Source organism: Marinobacter sp. M5B, from assembly GCF_042604615.1.
GTDB lineage: Bacteria > Pseudomonadota > Gammaproteobacteria > Pseudomonadales > Oleiphilaceae > Marinobacter > Marinobacter salarius.
This window is the reverse complement of record NZ_CP156894.1, coordinates 401,812-418,833: the sequence shown is the minus strand read 5'-3', so window position 1 is coordinate 418,833 and position 17,022 is coordinate 401,812. Positions and strand designations below refer to the sequence as shown.

Annotated in this window: 9 protein-coding genes; 5 read left to right on the top strand and 4 right to left on the bottom strand. The window is 59.1% G+C overall.

What is annotated here, in order from left to right:
• Nucleotides 1-21: 21 nt before the first annotated feature.
• From recD to recC, 3 genes are read right to left on the bottom strand one after another with little or no spacing between them, the layout of a single operon-like run.
• Nucleotides 22-2,193, bottom strand: a complete 2,172-nt coding sequence (gene recD / locus AAGD24_RS01870; RefSeq protein ID WP_379866335.1) for an exodeoxyribonuclease V subunit alpha — start codon at nucleotides 2,191-2,193, stop codon at nucleotides 22-24.
• Nucleotides 2,190-5,897 carry an exodeoxyribonuclease V subunit beta gene (gene recB / locus AAGD24_RS01865; RefSeq protein WP_379866333.1) on the bottom strand — a complete coding sequence of 1,236 codons (3,708 nt, stop codon included), beginning with the start codon at nucleotides 5,895-5,897 and terminating at the stop codon, nucleotides 2,190-2,192. The genes recD and recB overlap by 4 nt, the downstream gene beginning before the upstream one ends.
• Nucleotides 5,894-9,493 (bottom strand): exodeoxyribonuclease V subunit gamma, encoded by a 3,600-nt coding sequence (recC, locus tag AAGD24_RS01860; protein WP_379866331.1) that lies wholly within the window; start codon nucleotides 9,491-9,493, stop codon nucleotides 5,894-5,896. Before recC ends, recB begins: the two co-directional genes overlap by 4 nt.
• 182 nt (nucleotides 9,494-9,675) lie before the next feature.
• Between recC and dctP the strand changes: the two genes are divergently transcribed.
• From dctP to AAGD24_RS01835, 5 genes are all read left to right on the top strand, one after another.
• Nucleotides 9,676-10,704, top strand: a complete 1,029-nt coding sequence (gene dctP, locus AAGD24_RS01855; protein WP_075195426.1) for a TRAP transporter substrate-binding protein DctP — start codon at nucleotides 9,676-9,678, stop codon at nucleotides 10,702-10,704.
• A 109-nt stretch (nucleotides 10,705-10,813) separates the two neighbouring features.
• On the top strand, nucleotides 10,814-11,407 hold the full coding sequence (locus AAGD24_RS01850; RefSeq protein ID WP_036202413.1) for a TRAP transporter small permease: 594 nt from the start codon (nucleotides 10,814-10,816) through the stop codon (nucleotides 11,405-11,407).
• 33 nt (nucleotides 11,408-11,440) lie between these two features.
• On the top strand, nucleotides 11,441-12,724 hold the full coding sequence (locus AAGD24_RS01845) for a TRAP transporter large permease (protein WP_075195427.1): 1,284 nt from the start codon (nucleotides 11,441-11,443) through the stop codon (nucleotides 12,722-12,724).
• 33 nt (nucleotides 12,725-12,757) lie between these two features.
• Entirely contained in the window at nucleotides 12,758-13,198 is a 441-nt protein-coding gene (locus AAGD24_RS01840; RefSeq protein ID WP_041333611.1) for a universal stress protein, read from the top strand.
• 23 nt (nucleotides 13,199-13,221) lie between these two features.
• A complete protein-coding gene (locus tag AAGD24_RS01835) occupies nucleotides 13,222-14,634 on the top strand; it encodes a sodium:alanine symporter family protein (RefSeq protein WP_075195428.1) in 1,413 nt (470 codons plus the stop codon).
• 15 nt (nucleotides 14,635-14,649) lie between these two features.
• On the opposite strand, the gene AAGD24_RS01830 is transcribed toward AAGD24_RS01835, so the two are convergent.
• Complete coding sequence (locus AAGD24_RS01830) at nucleotides 14,650-16,887, bottom strand: GGDEF domain-containing protein (protein ID WP_379866328.1); 2,238 nt, start codon at nucleotides 16,885-16,887, stop codon at nucleotides 14,650-14,652.
• Nucleotides 16,888-17,022: the final 135 nt, after the last annotated feature.

Here is a 17,022-nt window from a genome sequence, read left to right as displayed (position 1 = left end):
TAAGGGTTAACAATAGACGCTTCAAGCCAACAACCCAGCCAGCCCTGACGCCCTGATCACGCTACGCCCCACTGCCTCTTTCAGCACACCGTCCTGGCATACCGCCAGGCTGAGCCAGTGACGTGCCCGCGTGATGCCGGTGTATACCAGCTCCCGGGTCAACACCGGGGTCAGGCGGTCCGGAATCACCAGGCAGGCGTGGGTGAATTCCGAGCCCTGGGACTTGTGCACGGTCATGGCGTAGACCGTTTCCATCGATTGCAAACGGCTGGGCGATATCCATCGGACACCTCCGCTACCGTCACTGGACGGAAAGGCGACCCTCAGGGTCTCAACCGGCTCACCCGCGTCGTTACGATCCCAGGGCACGCTCAGGGTGATGCCGATATCGCCATTCATCAGCCCCAGATTATAGTCGTTTCCGGTGATCAGTACCGGACGACCGGCGTACCAACCGTCGGTGCGCTCGATCAAACCGGCACCGTGTAAACGCCCGGCAATGCCATGGTTAAGCCCTTCCACTCCAAACGGCCCCTGACGCAACGCGCAAAGCACCTTGAAGCGATTGAACGCCGTGAGCACTTCGGTTGCCCAGGCGTCCCATGATTCACGCCCATCCGCCTCGACGTCGATGACAGGTTTGCGGTCACGAATCAGCTTTAGATAGTGGCCGTAGCCAACCGGAGGATCAACCGGCGCAGCGCCAACCACGCGCTGCATGCCCTGGTTGTGGAAGCGTTCCGGGCTGCCGGTCAGGGCGTGATTTGCCAACCACCCCATGTCGTTCTCACCAGTCAGCCAGGCCACATCCTCAAAGCCCTGGTTGCGGCATTGGCCGATCAATTCCCTGCTGAGCTGGCCCGCATTGGTGGCCGACGCCAGCACGCCGATACCGCTATGCTCGTCAAACCGATAGCTCTTTCGCAGCATGGCAACCGCCTGGTCCAGGGCCAGGCCTTCGGAGTCCAGCAGCTCTGATGGCAATTGACATCCGGTCACCGCTTGCAGCCATTGCGACGTTTGCGGCAGGTAGTGTGCGCCTTCGGCGCGCTGGCAGAGCTCCCCCAACACCGCACCAGCGTCCACCGACGCCAGTTGATCCTTGTCCCCCAGCATAATCAGCCTGGCCTTGTCGGGCAGGGCGGCAAAGACCGACGCCATCAGGTCCACATCCACCATGGACGCTTCATCAATCACCAGGATATCCAATGGCAACGGATTGTCCTCGTTGTGACGAAAACTCCGTGAACCCGGGCGACTGCCCAACAGCCGGTGTAATGTAGTGACCTGGGTTGGAATGGCGGATTTATCCGGTGCACCCGGCAGGCTTTCCAGCGGCAGACGGTCAACGGCACCCCCGATGGACTCACTGAGCCTTGCGGCCGCTTTTCCGGTTGGCGCCGAGAGGCGGATGCGCAGGTAAGGGTTGGCACCGGCGGTCTCAGCCGATTCACAAGCCATCGACTGCAAAGCCGCCAGCAGGTTGACTACCGTGGTGGTTTTACCGGTGCCGGGACCGCCGGTAATGACACTGAAGCGGTTCCGTGCTGCCAGGGCACAGGCCACTTTTTGATAATCCGGCGGGCCATCGGAATCGTTTTCCGTGCCGAACAGGGTATCCAGTGCCGTTTTCAACGGAGCGGTATCCGTCAACGCCACACGGTTGTCGAGACGTGCCCGAATACCGGCGGCAATAGCCTGCTCATAGCGCCAGAATCGACGCAGGTACAGCCGCGAGCCATCCAATACCAGCGGTGCTGCCTGCTCGCCGTTGCTGACAGCGCAGCTTTGCCCCAGCATCCCAATCAGTTGGTCAGCGTCGACACTGGCAAACAGATCCGACGGCCTAGGGCTGTTTTCAGGTAGAGAACCGACGCCTTCCGGCGGCAGCACCAGCGTTGGTTCCGTGGCACGACAGAGATGACGCACATCCAGGCAAACGTGCCCCCTCCCCACCTGGTGTGACACCATCGCTGACAGCAGCGCAAGCATGGCCACCGGCTGCTCTCCCTGTTCACGGACCATCGTGCAAACAAACGTCGCGAAGGCATGATCGAGGGCACGAATCCAGTCGCGCTCCACCCACTCATCCAGCAGGGCCAGAGCGTCGGCAGCGGTTTGGGGCAACCGTGGTGCCGGTTCGGGCTCAACGGCGTCGAACAGGTCCGCAATGGTTCCGCTTTCTCCGGTCATGCTGCTTTCTCCCCCTGGCCACTGAACAGCCGGTCCAGTTCCTCAATCAGGGCCCTGTCCGGTCGTTCGGTAAAAGCGCCGGCGCCCGGTGCATCACAGCCACGCAGGAACAGGTAGACGGCACCTCCCATGTGGCTGTCGTAATCGTAGTCCGGCAGGCGCGCTTTCAACAGGCGGTGCAACGCCAGCAGGTAGATGACGTACTGCAGGTCATACCGTTTCTCAAGGATTTTGTCTTTCATCACGTCACGGATATAGGCCTGATCGTCCTCCCCCAGGAAGTTCGACTTGTAGTCCAGCACGTAATAGCGGCCTTCGTGTTCAAACACCAGGTCGATAAACCCTTTCAGCATGCCATTGAAGGTGGCTTGCTGAGCCTCGGGACGCGGATCACCACCCAGCGTATGCCGGCGGACCAGTCTGTCCATGGCGAGGGTGTTCACCTCATGGCTTTCAAACCAGAACTCCAGTTCCGGCCGAAAGGTTTCAAGGCCCGCCAGGGAGCATGTCCTGCTGCTGCCCGGAAGCGGGATGTCCATGGTGATCAGGGTGTAGATCCAGGTTTTCAGGGTGTCAGTCCAATCACTCCAGTTGCGTAACTGGCAGCGTCGCTCCAGCAGCTCGTGGAGATCCTCCGGCGCATCAGCCACCTTATGGAACCCCTCTCCAGCGCACCACTCCAGAATATCATGCAGGAAGGTGCCGGGGCCGGAGCCTTTCGGGAAAGCATGCTGGTTGACCGGTTGCGGCCCTTGCCAGTCGGGAATCATTGCGGCCAGGGTATCGGCCACAACGGGCTCGTCCTCGTCACGCAGGTTCTCCTGCTCCGCATCCTCACTGGCCGGTGCGAAGTCGTTCCCGTAGCCACCGCGGGCGCCATAGGTGATCGCGGAATAGCTTGCGATCCACCAGTTTTCCCGGGCTTCCCGCACTGGCTCCAGGGCGTTGCCAAGCTCCGGCTCCTCGTCGCCCGCGTAAACGTCGTCTCCTGGCTCAGGCATGGGCGCCACATCGATTGCGGGCTCGCCGGTGGCCACGGACTGCAGGAAGGGCATCAGGTCCGTGTCTTCATCGCTGGCAGAGCGGCCAATCAGGTGCCCCAGACCACTCTGCCGCCAGCCTTTGATGCCGCTGGCGCCAACCCAGGTGGCGTGACGGGATCGGGTCAGGGCAACGTAGAGTTTGCGAATATCCTCACCCAGTCGTTCGCGGTCGGCCCTGGCCAGGGTGTCTTCATCCGGCTCCAGGGAAATCTGCAGTCGGCCTTCGTCATCGTGGTACTTGATAAACGCCTGGTTCGGCTTTTCCTCGCGGAATTCGGTGGCAAACGGCAGGAACACCAACGGGTACTCCAGGCCTTTGGACTTGTGGACAGTAACCACCTTGACCAGCCCGGCATCACTTTCCAGGCGCATGGTGCGGTGTTCGTCCTCATCGTCGGAATCCTGCAACATCTCGGTGTAGTGGTGAATGAGCGCATGTTCGCCGTCCAGCTGCTGGCTGTCCTGCTGAAGCAGTTCGGCAATATGCAGAATGTCAGTCAGGCCGCGTTCGCCGTCAGGCCCGGACAGCAGCTTCGCCGGCACGTCATAGTCCATCAGCAGGCGCCACAGCATCGGCAGTACGCCCTGTTGCTGCCAGAGTTCACGGTAGCCCTGAAAGCGGTTGATCTCGCGGTCCAGCGCATTTTCGTCACTGAACAGACGGTCCAGCTCCTGATAAGCCAGGCCCATGGTGGGCGTGGCGAGTGCCGCGCGAATCAGCGGAAGCTGGCCCGGTTCGGCGCAGGCCTGCAGCCACTGCAACATCTCCAATGACTGGACCGACTGCAGCACGGAATTACGGTCTGAGAGGTACACACTGCGAACGCCCCGGGCGCCCAATGCTCGCCGGACGGCATTCGCCTCGTCACGTTTGTTGACCAGCACAGCAATGTGCTCCGGTCGCACGGGCTCAAACGACGTGCCCTCGGCCCCAAAGCCCGCCTCGCCGCTCTGCCCCAGATTCAACAGGCGGGCAATCTCCGCCGCACAGGCCTCGGCCATGGCCTCCCTGCCGGTTTCCTTGGCGATAGGGCGCTCATCGGTCAGGGTCCAGAACGTCAGTGGTGGTCGCGGCTGCCCGTTAACAAGCCATTGCTGGCTGGTACCTTTGGCCTCCACGGGGCTGAAGGGCAACGGGTTGTCGTCCCCGGCTCGAAACAGGAAGGCCCCTTCGGGCAGGGACTGGTCGGCTTGGGCGAATACCCGGTTGACGCCGTCTACCATGGCGACAGCTGAGCGGTAGTTGGTCCCCAGCGTGTAGGTTCGGCTGCTGACCGCCCGACGGGCATCCAGATAGGTGTAGATATCAGCGCCACGGAAACCGTAAATCGCTTGTTTGGGGTCGCCAATCATCAACAGGCTGGTGTCCTGGTCGTTGCTGGCCACCCGGTATATACGGTCAAAAATCCGGTACTGCACCGGGTCGGTATCCTGGAATTCATCGATCATCGCCACCGGAAACTGCCGACGAATAGTGCCTGCCAGGCGTTCGCCCTGGGGGCCGCCCAACGCGGCATCCAGTCGTGTGAGCAGGTCGTCAAAGCCCATACTGGCCAGGCGCTGTTTTTCGCTGTCCAGGCGACGGGCGATCCAGCAGGCGGCATGATTGAGAATGTCCGCTTTCGCCACCGGCATGGTTTTCAATGCCGGTTTGAGTTCGGTGATGGCGTCCATGGCAGGATGATGCGGAGGCTCATCCTCGCCGGTCCATTTTTCGGCAAACGCGTCCGCCTCCAGGGTATCGAAACCCTTGGTGCGTTTGCTCGACAGGAACTCATGCGGTTCAGCCGCATCGGTTGTGGCCCATTCCCGAAGGTGTTCCACGGCTTTTTGAAGGGAGTTTTTGGTGGTGCCATGCAGCGGTTTCGACTTTCGCTTCGTGGTTTCCGCCAACAGCTCGTCCAGTTCGTCGCACCAGGCCGGCCAGGGGGCTTTCAGAGCCTGCAGTTCCACCTCCCGCAGGCGTTTCGCCTCCTCCGCAGCGGCCAGTGGGTCACGTTCCGGCACTGGCAGGGCATCAACGTGTGGCAACAGGTTGCGCACTGACTGGCGCAGGCTTTCCGGGGTTTTCCAGGTGTCCAGCACCTCCCCCATCAACTCCGGTGGCATGGGGTAGATAAAGGTGCGCCAGTAATCCCTCACAACGTCATCCAGCAGGTCCGTCTGACTGGTCTCCAGGGTCTGACGGAACAGGCTGCCGCTGTCGAAGGCATGCTCGCTGAGCATGCGATTGCACCAGCCGTGGATGGTGGACACGGCAGCCTCGTCCATCCATTCCGCGGCCAACAGCAGCTTGCGGCGGCAGGCTGGCCAGTCGGCCGCTGGGCAGGCGTTGCGCAGATTCACCAGTGGGTCTTTTGACATCACCGTGGTGTCGACGGTGTCCGGTTCAGCCGCGAATAACGCCGCGGCTTCGGTCAGACGGGCGCGAATCCGGTCCCGGAGTTCCTTGGTGGCGGCCTCGGTAAAGGTCACCACCAGCAGGTTGGGCGGCATGATGCCCTCACCGAGGGGTTCTTCCACGGTGCGATGGCCTAGTACCAGGCGCACGTACAGCAGCGCCAGGGTAAAGGTCTTGCCGGTGCCGGCACTGGCCTCGATCAGCTGGCTGCCACGCAACGACAGTGTGAGGGGATCCAGCTTGCGGATCTCTTCCGTCATTTTGTCGACTCCTTTCCCGCACCGCCAGGCTTGGCCCGACCGGCCTGTTCGGCGTGCCAGAGTGGCTCATACAGTGCCGACACCAACCGCGGGAATTCGTCATCCGCCAGCAGATGATCTACCTCCGGATAGGCCCGGCGCAGGTAACCACTGTCGCGCTCCAGAGCCTTGCCGTAGGCGTCCGTCGCCTTCAGCAGTGCTTTGTCTTCACTGCCCTCGCCCCTGGCGGGAAAAAGGCCCCGCAAATAGCCGAAGGCCGCACCCGACTCTATCGGCAGCGGCCGCGTCTGGCCCTGAATCCAGTAGCCCAGGATGCCGGCCAGGTATTCCCTGGCCTGGTCGGTGTCCAGAGGCAACAGGTTGACGACACGCTTTTCCTCTTTGGCGATCATCAGGGTGTGGAAAGCGTCGTAGCGAATATTACCTGCCAGGTGTGCCACCCAGTGTTCCAAGAGGGCCGGGAACTTTAGCTGGCGAGCGCTTCCGGACCCTTCCAGCAAATTGCTACTGGCGATCACCACCCGGCAGAGGTCACCGCCCGGGCGGGTACGCAGGTTGCCCAGCCTGTCGTTAACAGTGACCGCCGCGTCGCCATGCTCATGGCGGTACTCAAAGCCTGAGATATCTTCCACCGGCTCAGGCCAGAGCGCCACGGCCTCCTGATAACGCCGGTACAGGTCTGGCATGCGGCTTTCCAACTGCCGGGTCAGGGCGGTTTCGGTCACTCCCATGCCCAACTCACCTCGCCGGGTCATGCTCGCCAGGGCAGCCTCCAGCCGCTGATGCAGCTCGTCCTCGGTGCCCGATTTCATCACCGCATGACGGATCAGTTCGTCCTCCAGGCGCCAGTGGTGCAAGCCGTCCATGGCGAATGCCTCGTTGTCGGTGTCCAGGCTCTCCACATCGGTAAACCGGACCTGCAGCCGGCGCTGGTAAAAGGTGTCCACTGGTCGCTTGAGGAAAGCGCCAATATCAGCAATCGTCAGTGGCTCCGCCGGAGGCAGGAAAGGCAGTTCGACGCCCACCACATCGGTTTCCCGTTGCTGGTGCGCACTGAGCCATTCACTGTCATAGGTGAACAGGCGCCGCGTTGCCAGCACTGCGTTCACGTCCGGCGAGCCATTGTGCCCGGCTCCGCGATTTCCGGCGGGAAAATACTCACGGCTGAACGGCTGCAGCGGGTGTTTGATCGTCAGGGCCGGAGAGGCTTTTCGGTCCGACTTTTCCACCTGCCACACCGCATCAAGATGGTCACAGAGCTGGCTGACCAGTACCGAGGGTGGCCGTTCCGAATCATCACGGATGCTGCGCCCTACCCAACTGATGTAAAGCTGCTCCCGCGCGGAGAGCAATGCCTCCAGAAACAGGTAGCGGTCGTCCTCCCGGCGGGAACGGTCGCCCGGCCGGTAATCCACGGCCATCAGATCAAAATCCACCGGCGGTCGCGAGCGCGGGTAGTCACCGTCGTTCATGCCCAACAGGCACACCCGCCGAAAGGGGATGGCGCGCATGGGCATCAGGGTTGCAAAATTGACCTTGCCGGCCAGGAAGCGCTGATTGAGGCCGCCTTCTTCCAACCCTTCCAACAGAATTTCCCGCACGATGCTCAGGGGCAGTTCCACGTCTTCCATGCCCGCACTGTTGCAATCCTGGAGCCATTGCTCTGCCTGCCGGCGTAACCGATTCACCAGTAGTAAATCGTCGTCAGACAGTTCAGCGAAGAAGCGTTCGAGGATGGACTGCAGCCGATCGAGCCAGCCGGCCGGCGTTGCAGCGGACCTGAGCTCGTGCCAGAGCTCTTCCAACCGATCCACAAAGCGGTAGAGATTGCCCGCCACACCTGCCTGCAGGCCGCCGATTTCCTCGAACGGTTCAATGCCCTGCCAGGGATCGTCGCGGCCAGCGCCATAGCCCAACAGCATCCGCCGCAGCCCCGCCTGCCAGGTGTTGCGTTCCAGCCCCTCAGGCAAGTCGAGACTGCTGCGATGTTCGCTGTGCAGGCCCCAGCGAATGTTGGCGCCGTCCACCCATTGGCGTACCAATGGAAGATCGCCCTCGGCGATACCGAACCGGCTGCGTACGGCCGGCACTTCCAGCAGGCTGATGATCTCGCTGACGCCAAAACGGCTTTCGGGGAGCGCCATCAACGTGTCCAGTGCAATCAGCACCGGCTGACGATGCCGCTGGCCCTGGTCGGAAATGGTGAACGGGATGTAGCGCCGGGACGACGACGGGTAACGGCCAAACACCGCCTGGATGTGAGGTGCGTAGGTGTCGACGTCTGGCACCATGACGATCACGTCGCGGGGCCGAAGCTGCGGGTTGCTGTTGAATGCCGCTAGCAACTGGTCGTGAAGAATCTCCACTTCCCGTTGCGGGCTGTGGGCATTGTGAAACACCACGGAATCGTCCTGGAACGGATCGAGGGTCCGTGCCTGCCCCAGCATCTCTGCCTGGGAAGTGAGCGAACGAATGTCGTTCTGGATCTGATGCAACAGCGCAGGCTTATCCGGATCTCCGTGGGGCGTGAAAATATCGATCCGGCCCTCCGGAGTTGCCACGCGGCCCTGGTACGCCTCGGGGTTGTCGAATTCGTCCAGCAGGCGAATGTAGTCCCGCCCCTGTTTGCCCCACGCCGCCAGCAGGGGGTTAGCGTGCTGGTGGAGAGCATCAGGGTCGGTCAGTGCCGCCAGTTCCGGGTGGGTCTTGCCGCGCTTGCGGTCCGCCGTCAGCAGGTCACGGTCGCTGATGATGTCGGCCCAGTAAAATTCGCTGGGATTATGGACACAGAGCACCACCTGGCTGACCCGGCTGAGAACGGACAGGGCTTCCAGCGCCTGCTTCGGCAGGGATGACACACCGAAGACCACAATACGACGGGGCAGGTTTGGAGGCCGGTCTGTGGCTGTCAGTGCCTGCCCTTGCGCCATGAACCGGGTGTGAATGCGTGAACGGCTGGTACCCGCGAGTTCGCCCACATCGGCCACCAGCCTGCGCCACAGTACCGCCTGCCAGCGCAGCTCATCGCCCAGCTCACGGTATTCGCCGCGCGCCATCCGCAGCCGGTCATGGCCGGCTTCCCAATCCGCCAGCCAATCGGCGCGGAAAACCTGATACTGGTCGAACAGGTCCGCAATCTTGCCGGCGAGCTGGTAGCGTCGGGCTTCAGTATCCGTTCCGGCCATGAATCGTCGCAACGGCGCAAACACGTCGTCGTCCGCGATCAACTCCGGCAGTAGTCGGAACAGGCGCCAGACCAGTCGGGACTTATCAAACGGGGACTGTTCCGGTACGCCCTCCGAGGTCAGTACCGCACGGTAGGCCTGCCAGATAAAGCGGGCGGGAAACAGAAAATCCATGCCGGCCGCAATCCCCAGGCCGCCGACCCCGACATCAGCACCTTCCTCGGACGGGTCTTCAGCCAGTGCCAGCTTGAGCCATTGGGCAATACCATTGCTCTGCACCAGAAAGGTTTCACTTTCCAGCGGTGGCAGGGGGCTTTGCCGGCAGATCCAGACCACAGCCCGGCGCAGGTCTTCCAGATGATTCGCGTGGATGGCGTGAAAGCCGGGCTCGATGGATGGCGTTACTGGCATACCTGCCCTGTGTGTTGTTTCCGGTAAGAAACAAAAGCCTACCACAACTTGCATGGGCGACCGGAACGCGTCGCTTTCGGCCCCAGGTAAATTCGCCAATTTCTTGCGAAATCGGGATTGTTTTGCCAGTCTAAATAAATGTAACAGATCATTTCAGCAAAAAAATAAGCGGAGACAACGCGATGAGCACCATGAGCAAGTTCAAGAAACTGGCAGGATTTTCTGCGTTTGCCTTTGCCGCAATGACAGCGGCGAATTCGGTGAATGCTGCCAACTGGCGCTATGCGCACGAAGAATATGAAGGTGATGTCCAGGACGTATTCGCTTACGACTTCAAGGAATACATCGAAGACAACTCCGACCACACCTTGCAGATTTATCGTTTTGGTGAGCTCGGCGAATCCGACGACATCATGGAGCAGACCCAGGCTGGCATCCTTAACTTCGTCAACCAGTCTCCCGGCTTCACCGGCTCGCTGATTCCGGAAGCGCAGATTTTCTTCATTCCTTACCTGATGCCGACCGACATGGACACGGTGATCAAGTTCTTCCGTGAAAGTGAGGCGATCAACGAGGACTTCCCGGAGCTGTATGCCCAGAATGGTCTGGAGCTTCTGCAGATGTACCCGGAAGGCGAAATGGTTGTAACGGTGGACGAGCCCGTCAGCAAACCGGAAGACTTCAACAACAAGAAGATCCGTGTCATGACCAACCCGCTGCTGTCGGAAACCTATTCAGCGTTTGGTGCAACCCCCACGCCGCTGCCCTGGGGTGAAGTTTACGGCGCCCTGCAGACCAACATGATCCAGGGTCAGGAAAACCCGATTTTCTGGATCGAATCCGGCGGTCTTTATGAAGTTTCCCCGAACCTGGTCTTCACCAGTCACGGCTGGTTCACCACTGCCATGATGGCCAACAAGAACTTCTACGACGGCCTGTCCGACGAAGACAAGAAGCTTGTTGAGGACGCTGCGGATTACGCGTTCGAGAAAATCATCGTTCACATCGATGGTCTCGCTGAAGAAGCCCTTGAGAAGATCCAGAAAGCCAGCGACGAAGTCACCGTCACTCGCCTGAACGACGAACAGATCGAAGCCTTCAAGGCCCGCGCGCCGCAGGTTGAAGAGAAGTTCATCGAGATGACTGGCGAAAGCGGTAAAGAACTGCTGAACCAGTTCAAGGAAGACCTCAAGGAAGTTCAGAGCAACTGATCCTGAAGGAACCATTCCCGCCGGCCCTGCCCGGCGGGAATCTGTTTTAACCCCGCCCCGCCGGGGACCTCCTGCCGGCTGGGAGCGATATGTTCTGGAGCAACCCCCCATGTCCGAGAACTCCCCGGATCTAGAAGACGATACCGGCACCTACGAGTCCGGCCTGCCCGGGTTTCTGGGAACCATTGATGAAGTTATTGCCAAAACTGAGGCCGTGATGCTCGCGGTTGGCGTCATCCTTATGGCCGTCAACACATGCATCAACGTTATTGCACGCTTTGTCTTTGGAGAAGGCCTGTTTTTCTCCGGCGAGATTAACCGGATTCTTATTATCCTGATCACGTTTGCCGGCATCGGCTACGCGGCCCGCCATGGCCGCCATATCCGCATGTCTGCGGTTTATGATGCGATCCCGCCAAAAGGGCGCAAAGTACTGATGATTTTCATCGCCCTGTTTACCTCTTTGGTAATGTTCTTCCTCTGCTACCACTCCTATGGATACGTCGAGACCCTTTACAGCCGTGGGCGAATTCTCCCTGCGTTGGGCTTTGAGATCTGGTGGATTTACGTTTGGGCGCCAGTGGGCTTTGCGATTACCGGCATTCAGTATTTCCTCACAGCGATCAAGAATCTCACCAGCAAGGATGTTTATCTCTCCACTGGTGTGATCGACGGCTACTCTGATAGTGAGTCGGAAGTCTGAACCTGCAGCTGCTTTAACAAAGGATAGAAACTCATGGCGACTATAATGATGGTAATCATGATCGGGCTGCTGCTCCTGGGCTTCCCGATGATGGTTCCGCTGATTACCGGTGCGGTGGTCGGTTTTGTAATGATGTTTGATGGCTTCGGCCAGATGGGCACGTTCGTCCAGCAAATGATGGGAGGTATCCGTCCAGCCTCTTTGATTGCTGTGCCCATGTTCATTCTGGCGGCTGATATCATGACTCGCGGGCAGTCCGCCGACCGCCTTATCCATATGGTGATGGCCTTTATCGGGCACATCAAAGGCGGGCTGGCGATCAGTACAGCCACCTCGTGCACCCTCTTTGGTGCGGTATCCGGCTCCACCCAGGCGACGGTTGTGGCTGTTGGTTCTCCCTTGCGTCCCAAACTGCTTAAAGCGGGCTATTCCGACTCGTTCTCACTGGCGCTGATCATCAATTCCAGTGACATTGCCTTTTTGATCCCCCCCAGTATCGGCTTCATTATCTACGGGGTTATTTCCGGAACCTCCATTGCCGAACTGTTCATTGCAGGCATCGGCCCGGGCGTCATGATTCTGATGATGTTTTCAATCTACTGCCTGATCTATGCATACATTAACAAGGTCCCCACCGAGGAAAGGGCCGGCTGGAGAGAACGGGGGGTCGCCGTCCGCGAAGCACTATGGCCTCTTTTCTTCCCGGTCATCATTGTTGGTGGTATCTACGGCGGTATTTTCAGCCCAACGGAGGCCGCCGCTGTGTGCGTGCTGTACGCCTTCTTACTCGAATTCGTGGTGTTCCGCTCGCTGAAATTGCCGGATATCTATCGGATTGCCAAGTCCACCGGCCTGATTACCGCTGTGGTTTTCATACTGGTTGCCGTGGGCAACGGCTTTTCCTGGATTATCTCGTTTGCACAGATTCCACAAACAATACTGGAAGCAGTTGGCGTCAATGAAGCCGGCCCGGTAGGTGTCCTGATTGCGATCTGTATCGCCTTCTTTGTTGCCTGCATGTTTGTTGACCCGATCGTGGTGATACTGGTGCTGACGCCGATCTTTGCACCGGCGATCGAAGCCACCGGTCTGGACCCAGTGCTCGTCGGAGTTCTGATTACACTGCAGGTCGCCATAGGCTCTGCAACGCCACCCTTTGGTTGTGACATATTCACCGCCATCGCCATATTCAAGCGCCCATACTGGGAAGTAATCCGTGGTACGCCACCGTTCGTCTTTATGCTGGTGGCAGCGGCCGGGCTGATCATCGCCTTCCCGCAAATTGCGCTGTTCCTTCGTGACGTTGCGTTCCGCTGAGGGATATAGAGACCGGACTTCAGGGAGAGTGAAATGTTCAAGAAAATTCTGGTGGCCGTTGACGGTTCCAAGTCATCCTTCAAGGCCATGGACAAGGCCATTGAGCTACAAAAACTCATGGACACCGAGATCTATCTGATCTGTGTTTACAAGCATCACAGCCTGTTTGAGGCATCTCTGTCGATTGGCCGGCCGGATAGCATGGATATCCCTGACAAGGTGCTATCGGAATACGCCAAGGAGATCGTCAACCATGCCAAGGAAAAGGCCAAGGAAAAGGGGGCGGTAAAGGTTCGGGGCTTTGTTAAAGCCGGCCGTCCTTCCAGCGTGATCGTCAAGTTTGCCAAGGACAAGGAAGTAGACCTGATTGTGGTCGGTACCCGGGGCACTCACAGCGATAAAGAGGGTATGCTGCTTGGCAGCGTGTCCCACCGCGTCGCTTCCAAGGCGAAATGTCCAGTGCTGGTAGTTTAACGACAACTGTTTAAGGAAGAACTATGACCACTATCGTAGATTCGCTGAACTCCATTCTGTGGGGCTACGTTCTGGTCTACGGCCTGCTGGGCGTTGGTGTCTTTTTCACCATCCGTCTGGGTTTTCTGCAATTCCTCAATTTTGGGGAAATGATCCGCGCCATTCGTGGCTCCCGTGACAGCGATGTCCACGGTATATCGCCGTTCCAGGCCCTATGCACCAGCCTTGCCTCTCGCGTGGGCACCGGCAACCTCGCCGGTGTCGCGGTGGCCCTGTATCTTGGCGGTGCTGGCGCCATCTTCTGGATGTGGATGGTCGCCCTGGTCGGTATGGCAACCGGCTACGCGGAGAGCACGCTGGCACAGCTCTACAAGGTACGTGATGGCAAAGGCCAGTATCGGGGTGGGCCTGCGGTCTACATAACCAAGGGCCTGAAGGCGCCGTGGGCGGGCAGTATTTTTGCCGTCTGCCTGATCCTGTCCTTCGGACTGGTCTTCAACGCTGTTCAGGCAAATTCCATTGCCGATGCCATGCAGGGTGCCTTTGGAGTGCCCAAGATTTGGGTTGGCATTGTGATCGCTGTTCTCGCGGGCATTGTCATCTTTGGTGGCCTGCGCTCCATCGTCCGGTTCGCAGAACTGGTAGTGCCGCTGATGGCGGGTCTCTATGTGCTTATTGCTCTGGTGATTATGGCCATTAACATCACTGAAGTGCCGGGCGTGCTGATGACCATCGTAAAGAGCGCTTTCGGGCTGGAAGAAGCCGCCGGCGGCGCGGCGGGTTCCATTACCGCCGCCATGCTCAATGGTATCAAGCGCGGGCTGTTCTCCAACGAGGCCGGCATGGGCTCGGCGCCCAACATTGCGGCAACGGCCACACCAGCGCCCCACCACCCGTCATCCCAGGGATTGGTGCAGGCTTTCGGCGTGTTTGTCGACACCATCATTATCTGCACCGCAACAGCAGTGATGATCTTGCTCTCCGGCGTCATGGAACCAGGCTCGGGCATTACCGGAACCCAGCTTACCCAGGATGCCATGCAAAGCCACATTGGTGAGTCCGGCGCCTATTTCATCGCCATTGCCATCCTGTTCTTTGCATTCACGTCCATTGTCGCCAACTACACCTACGCAGAGAATGCCCTGATCCATCTGGGCGGTGACAGTACCATCGCCATTACACTGCTTCGCTCTGCCGTCCTGGGGATGGTTGTCTGGGGCAGTTACGAGGCGGTGGTGACTGTTTTCAACGCCGCTGACGCATCCATGGGTTTGATGGCAACCATCAACCTGATTGCCATTGTCATGCTGTCAGGTACGGTAGTGAAGCTGACAAAAGACTATCTTGCCCAGCGCAAACAGGGCGAGGTACCCCACTTCAAATCAAAAGACTACCCTGAGCTGCACGAAAAGATCGACGGCAACATCTGGCATTAGTACCCGTTCCGGCGCCTATGAAATTTCTACCCGGTCCCTGCCCGCCTCCTTGGCGCGGTAAAGGGCCCGGTCGGCAAGTCCGAGCAAGCTGTCTGGGGAATCGCTGCACTCGGGCCAGCTGGACACCCCCACCGATATGGTTACGTGGCCCAACTCAAAGCCACCATGTTCCACCGGCATAGCACGGACGGCATGGGCCAGTTCTCGCGCCTTATCGTAAGCGGCTTTTGCGGTGGAGCCGGCCATGATGATGACAAACTCCTCGCCTCCAAAACGACAGACCACATCGCTGTCGCGGAAATGCCGCGCCAACACACCGGCCACGGCTTTCAGAGCGGAATCGCCGGCTTCGTGGCCATGAGTGTCGTTAAAGCGTTTGAAATGATCGATATCCACCATCAGCAGTGACAGCGGCTGGTCACCACGCAAGGCCACCGCCGACTCGTGCTCCAGAAGCTGATCAAAATAACGGCGATTCTTCAGGCCGGTGAGCGCATCCTCATACGAGTATTTCTGCAGTTCCTCCCGCAAGCTGATGCTTGAGAGCGCGATACCGATTTTCTGCACCCCCTGACTTAACGTCTGGAACAAGCGGGCCACGCCGTAATCCGTGCCGTCAGCCGCAAACTCGTCCGGCACTTCCACAAACAACAGCGCCATTGTCACCGCCCCCTCGGTTGCCGACTGCAGATTGATCCACAAACACAATGACTCATCCTCGTCCTTCTGCCACCCGGACCAGGACTGATCCAGGTCCTGAACATGGCGGGCCGGTATCTGGCTATGGGGCGGCGGGCCCTCAGGAGTTTCGATGCGTAATGGTGATTCCGGTTCCCCGGCATACCCCCAGCGAGTCAACAGTTCATAGGCGCTGCCGTTTTCCACACGCTGATATAGCCTTCCCCGCAGAGGACTGCACAGGTCAGGAAGTCGTCGCGCCAGGATATGGAACGTCTGGTTGAGGCTGATGCAATCCTGCAGTTCCCCGTTGATGTCGTTCAGAACACGGGTTTTTTCATTCTCGAACGTGAGCAGCCTCACCCTGGCCTGCTCACGGCGAGCCAACGATTCCGCCTTCTGGGTTCGCTCTGTTACCTGCTGCTCCAGCGACAGGTTCAACCGATGGAGCGCCTGTTGGGTTCGTGCATAATGCCAGAGGGAAATCATCACTACGGCCAGCGAGAAGACCAGCGTTCCCCAACTGACCGGTACCCGCCCCCAGGGCAGGACGCCGTGGGCAACGGCCATATCCACCACCAACAAGCTGCAGAACACGCCATAAGCGGCGAGGATGATCTGCTGTTCAATCTTCAGTTGTCTGAACCGCTTTACGACAACGACCGTGACGGTTGCAAGGGACGCTAACAGCAGCGCATCAAACGGCGGGTACGTTGATGACAGGTCAACCACACCCATTAATGCCAGCCCTATCGCCACCACCGCGTAGACAAGGTGAATCTTCCAGACCAGATTAATCAACCAGGGCCGGCGATCACTGAACCACTGCTCCAGCAACAATGCCATGGCCACCGGCAGCATGTAGTAGGAACCAGCGGCCAGATAGTCCCACATCATCGGCAGGTTCCAGATCAACTGACTGGCCTGGCTGTCGGACAGAAGCAGAACAGCGGACGACAAAGAGAACAGGGCAATGCTGCCGAAACTCTTCTTTTCCGTTTGCAACAGGGCAAAGATCATCGCTAGCATGGCAATCAGGGCTGAAAAGCCGGAAATGACCAGGGCTTCGAGGGAGTTTTTCACGATAAACAGGGTCAGGGCCGGCTGCTCCATAATGGAGACTTCACCCCACAGACCAATGTCGGTGTAATCAGAGAAAATGCGAAAGTAGATCGGCGTACCCGCAAACTCTTCAGGCAGCGGAATCGCGTGCCAGGGCCAACCTTCAAAACGCCCCCGGCCCTGATCATCAAACGTGCCGTACTGGTAGATGTTCTCGCCGTCGAGCCAGACCTGGACAATCAGATCGACACTGTAGATATACAGAACCGGCTCCTGCCACTCGCCCTCCGGAAGGGTGACGCGATACCACACATGTTCTTGTCCGTTGCGACCAGGCGGGTTGGATGGAAAGCTGATAGCGTTCCATTGCCAGGGGGCCTGACCCAGAGTCCACTCCGGCACCCCCTCCTCGGTCAATGGAGAATCGCCCCACCGATATTCCCATCCCTCGTCCAGGTCCACTGCCGCATACGCCGCCGAAGGCACCAAAAAGCTCAAAGCGATCAGGAGCATCAGCCTTACGGCGTTTAGGGAGTACAACATCTGCATACAGTGGGCTTGCCTGTCGCCAAATAGTACAGTAGTGCAATTATACAACATCTATGGAGTTAAACTCGCTCAGGCGCGCCATAAAAACAAGTGCTAACT

Bases quoted from the DNA above. Each gene is read 5' to 3' on its own strand.
- recD (WP_379866335.1), bottom strand. From the start codon at position 2,193: ATGACCGGAGAAAGCGGAACCATTGCGGACCTGTTCGACGCCGTTGAG.
- recB (WP_379866333.1), bottom strand. From the start codon at position 5,897: ATGACGGAAGAGATCCGCAAGCTGGATCCCCTCACACTGTCGTTGCGT.
- recC (WP_379866331.1), bottom strand. From the start codon at position 9,493: ATGCCAGTAACGCCATCCATCGAGCCCGGCTTTCACGCCATCCACGCG.
- dctP (WP_075195426.1), top strand. From the start codon at position 9,676: ATGAGCACCATGAGCAAGTTCAAGAAACTGGCAGGATTTTCTGCGTTT.
- AAGD24_RS01850 (WP_036202413.1), top strand. From the start codon at position 10,814: ATGTCCGAGAACTCCCCGGATCTAGAAGACGATACCGGCACCTACGAG.
- AAGD24_RS01845 (WP_075195427.1), top strand. From the start codon at position 11,441: ATGGCGACTATAATGATGGTAATCATGATCGGGCTGCTGCTCCTGGGC.
- AAGD24_RS01840 (WP_041333611.1), top strand. From the start codon at position 12,758: ATGTTCAAGAAAATTCTGGTGGCCGTTGACGGTTCCAAGTCATCCTTC.
- AAGD24_RS01835 (WP_075195428.1), top strand. From the start codon at position 13,222: ATGACCACTATCGTAGATTCGCTGAACTCCATTCTGTGGGGCTACGTT.
- AAGD24_RS01830 (WP_379866328.1), bottom strand. From the start codon at position 16,887: ATGCTCCTGATCGCTTTGAGCTTTTTGGTGCCTTCGGCGGCGTATGCG.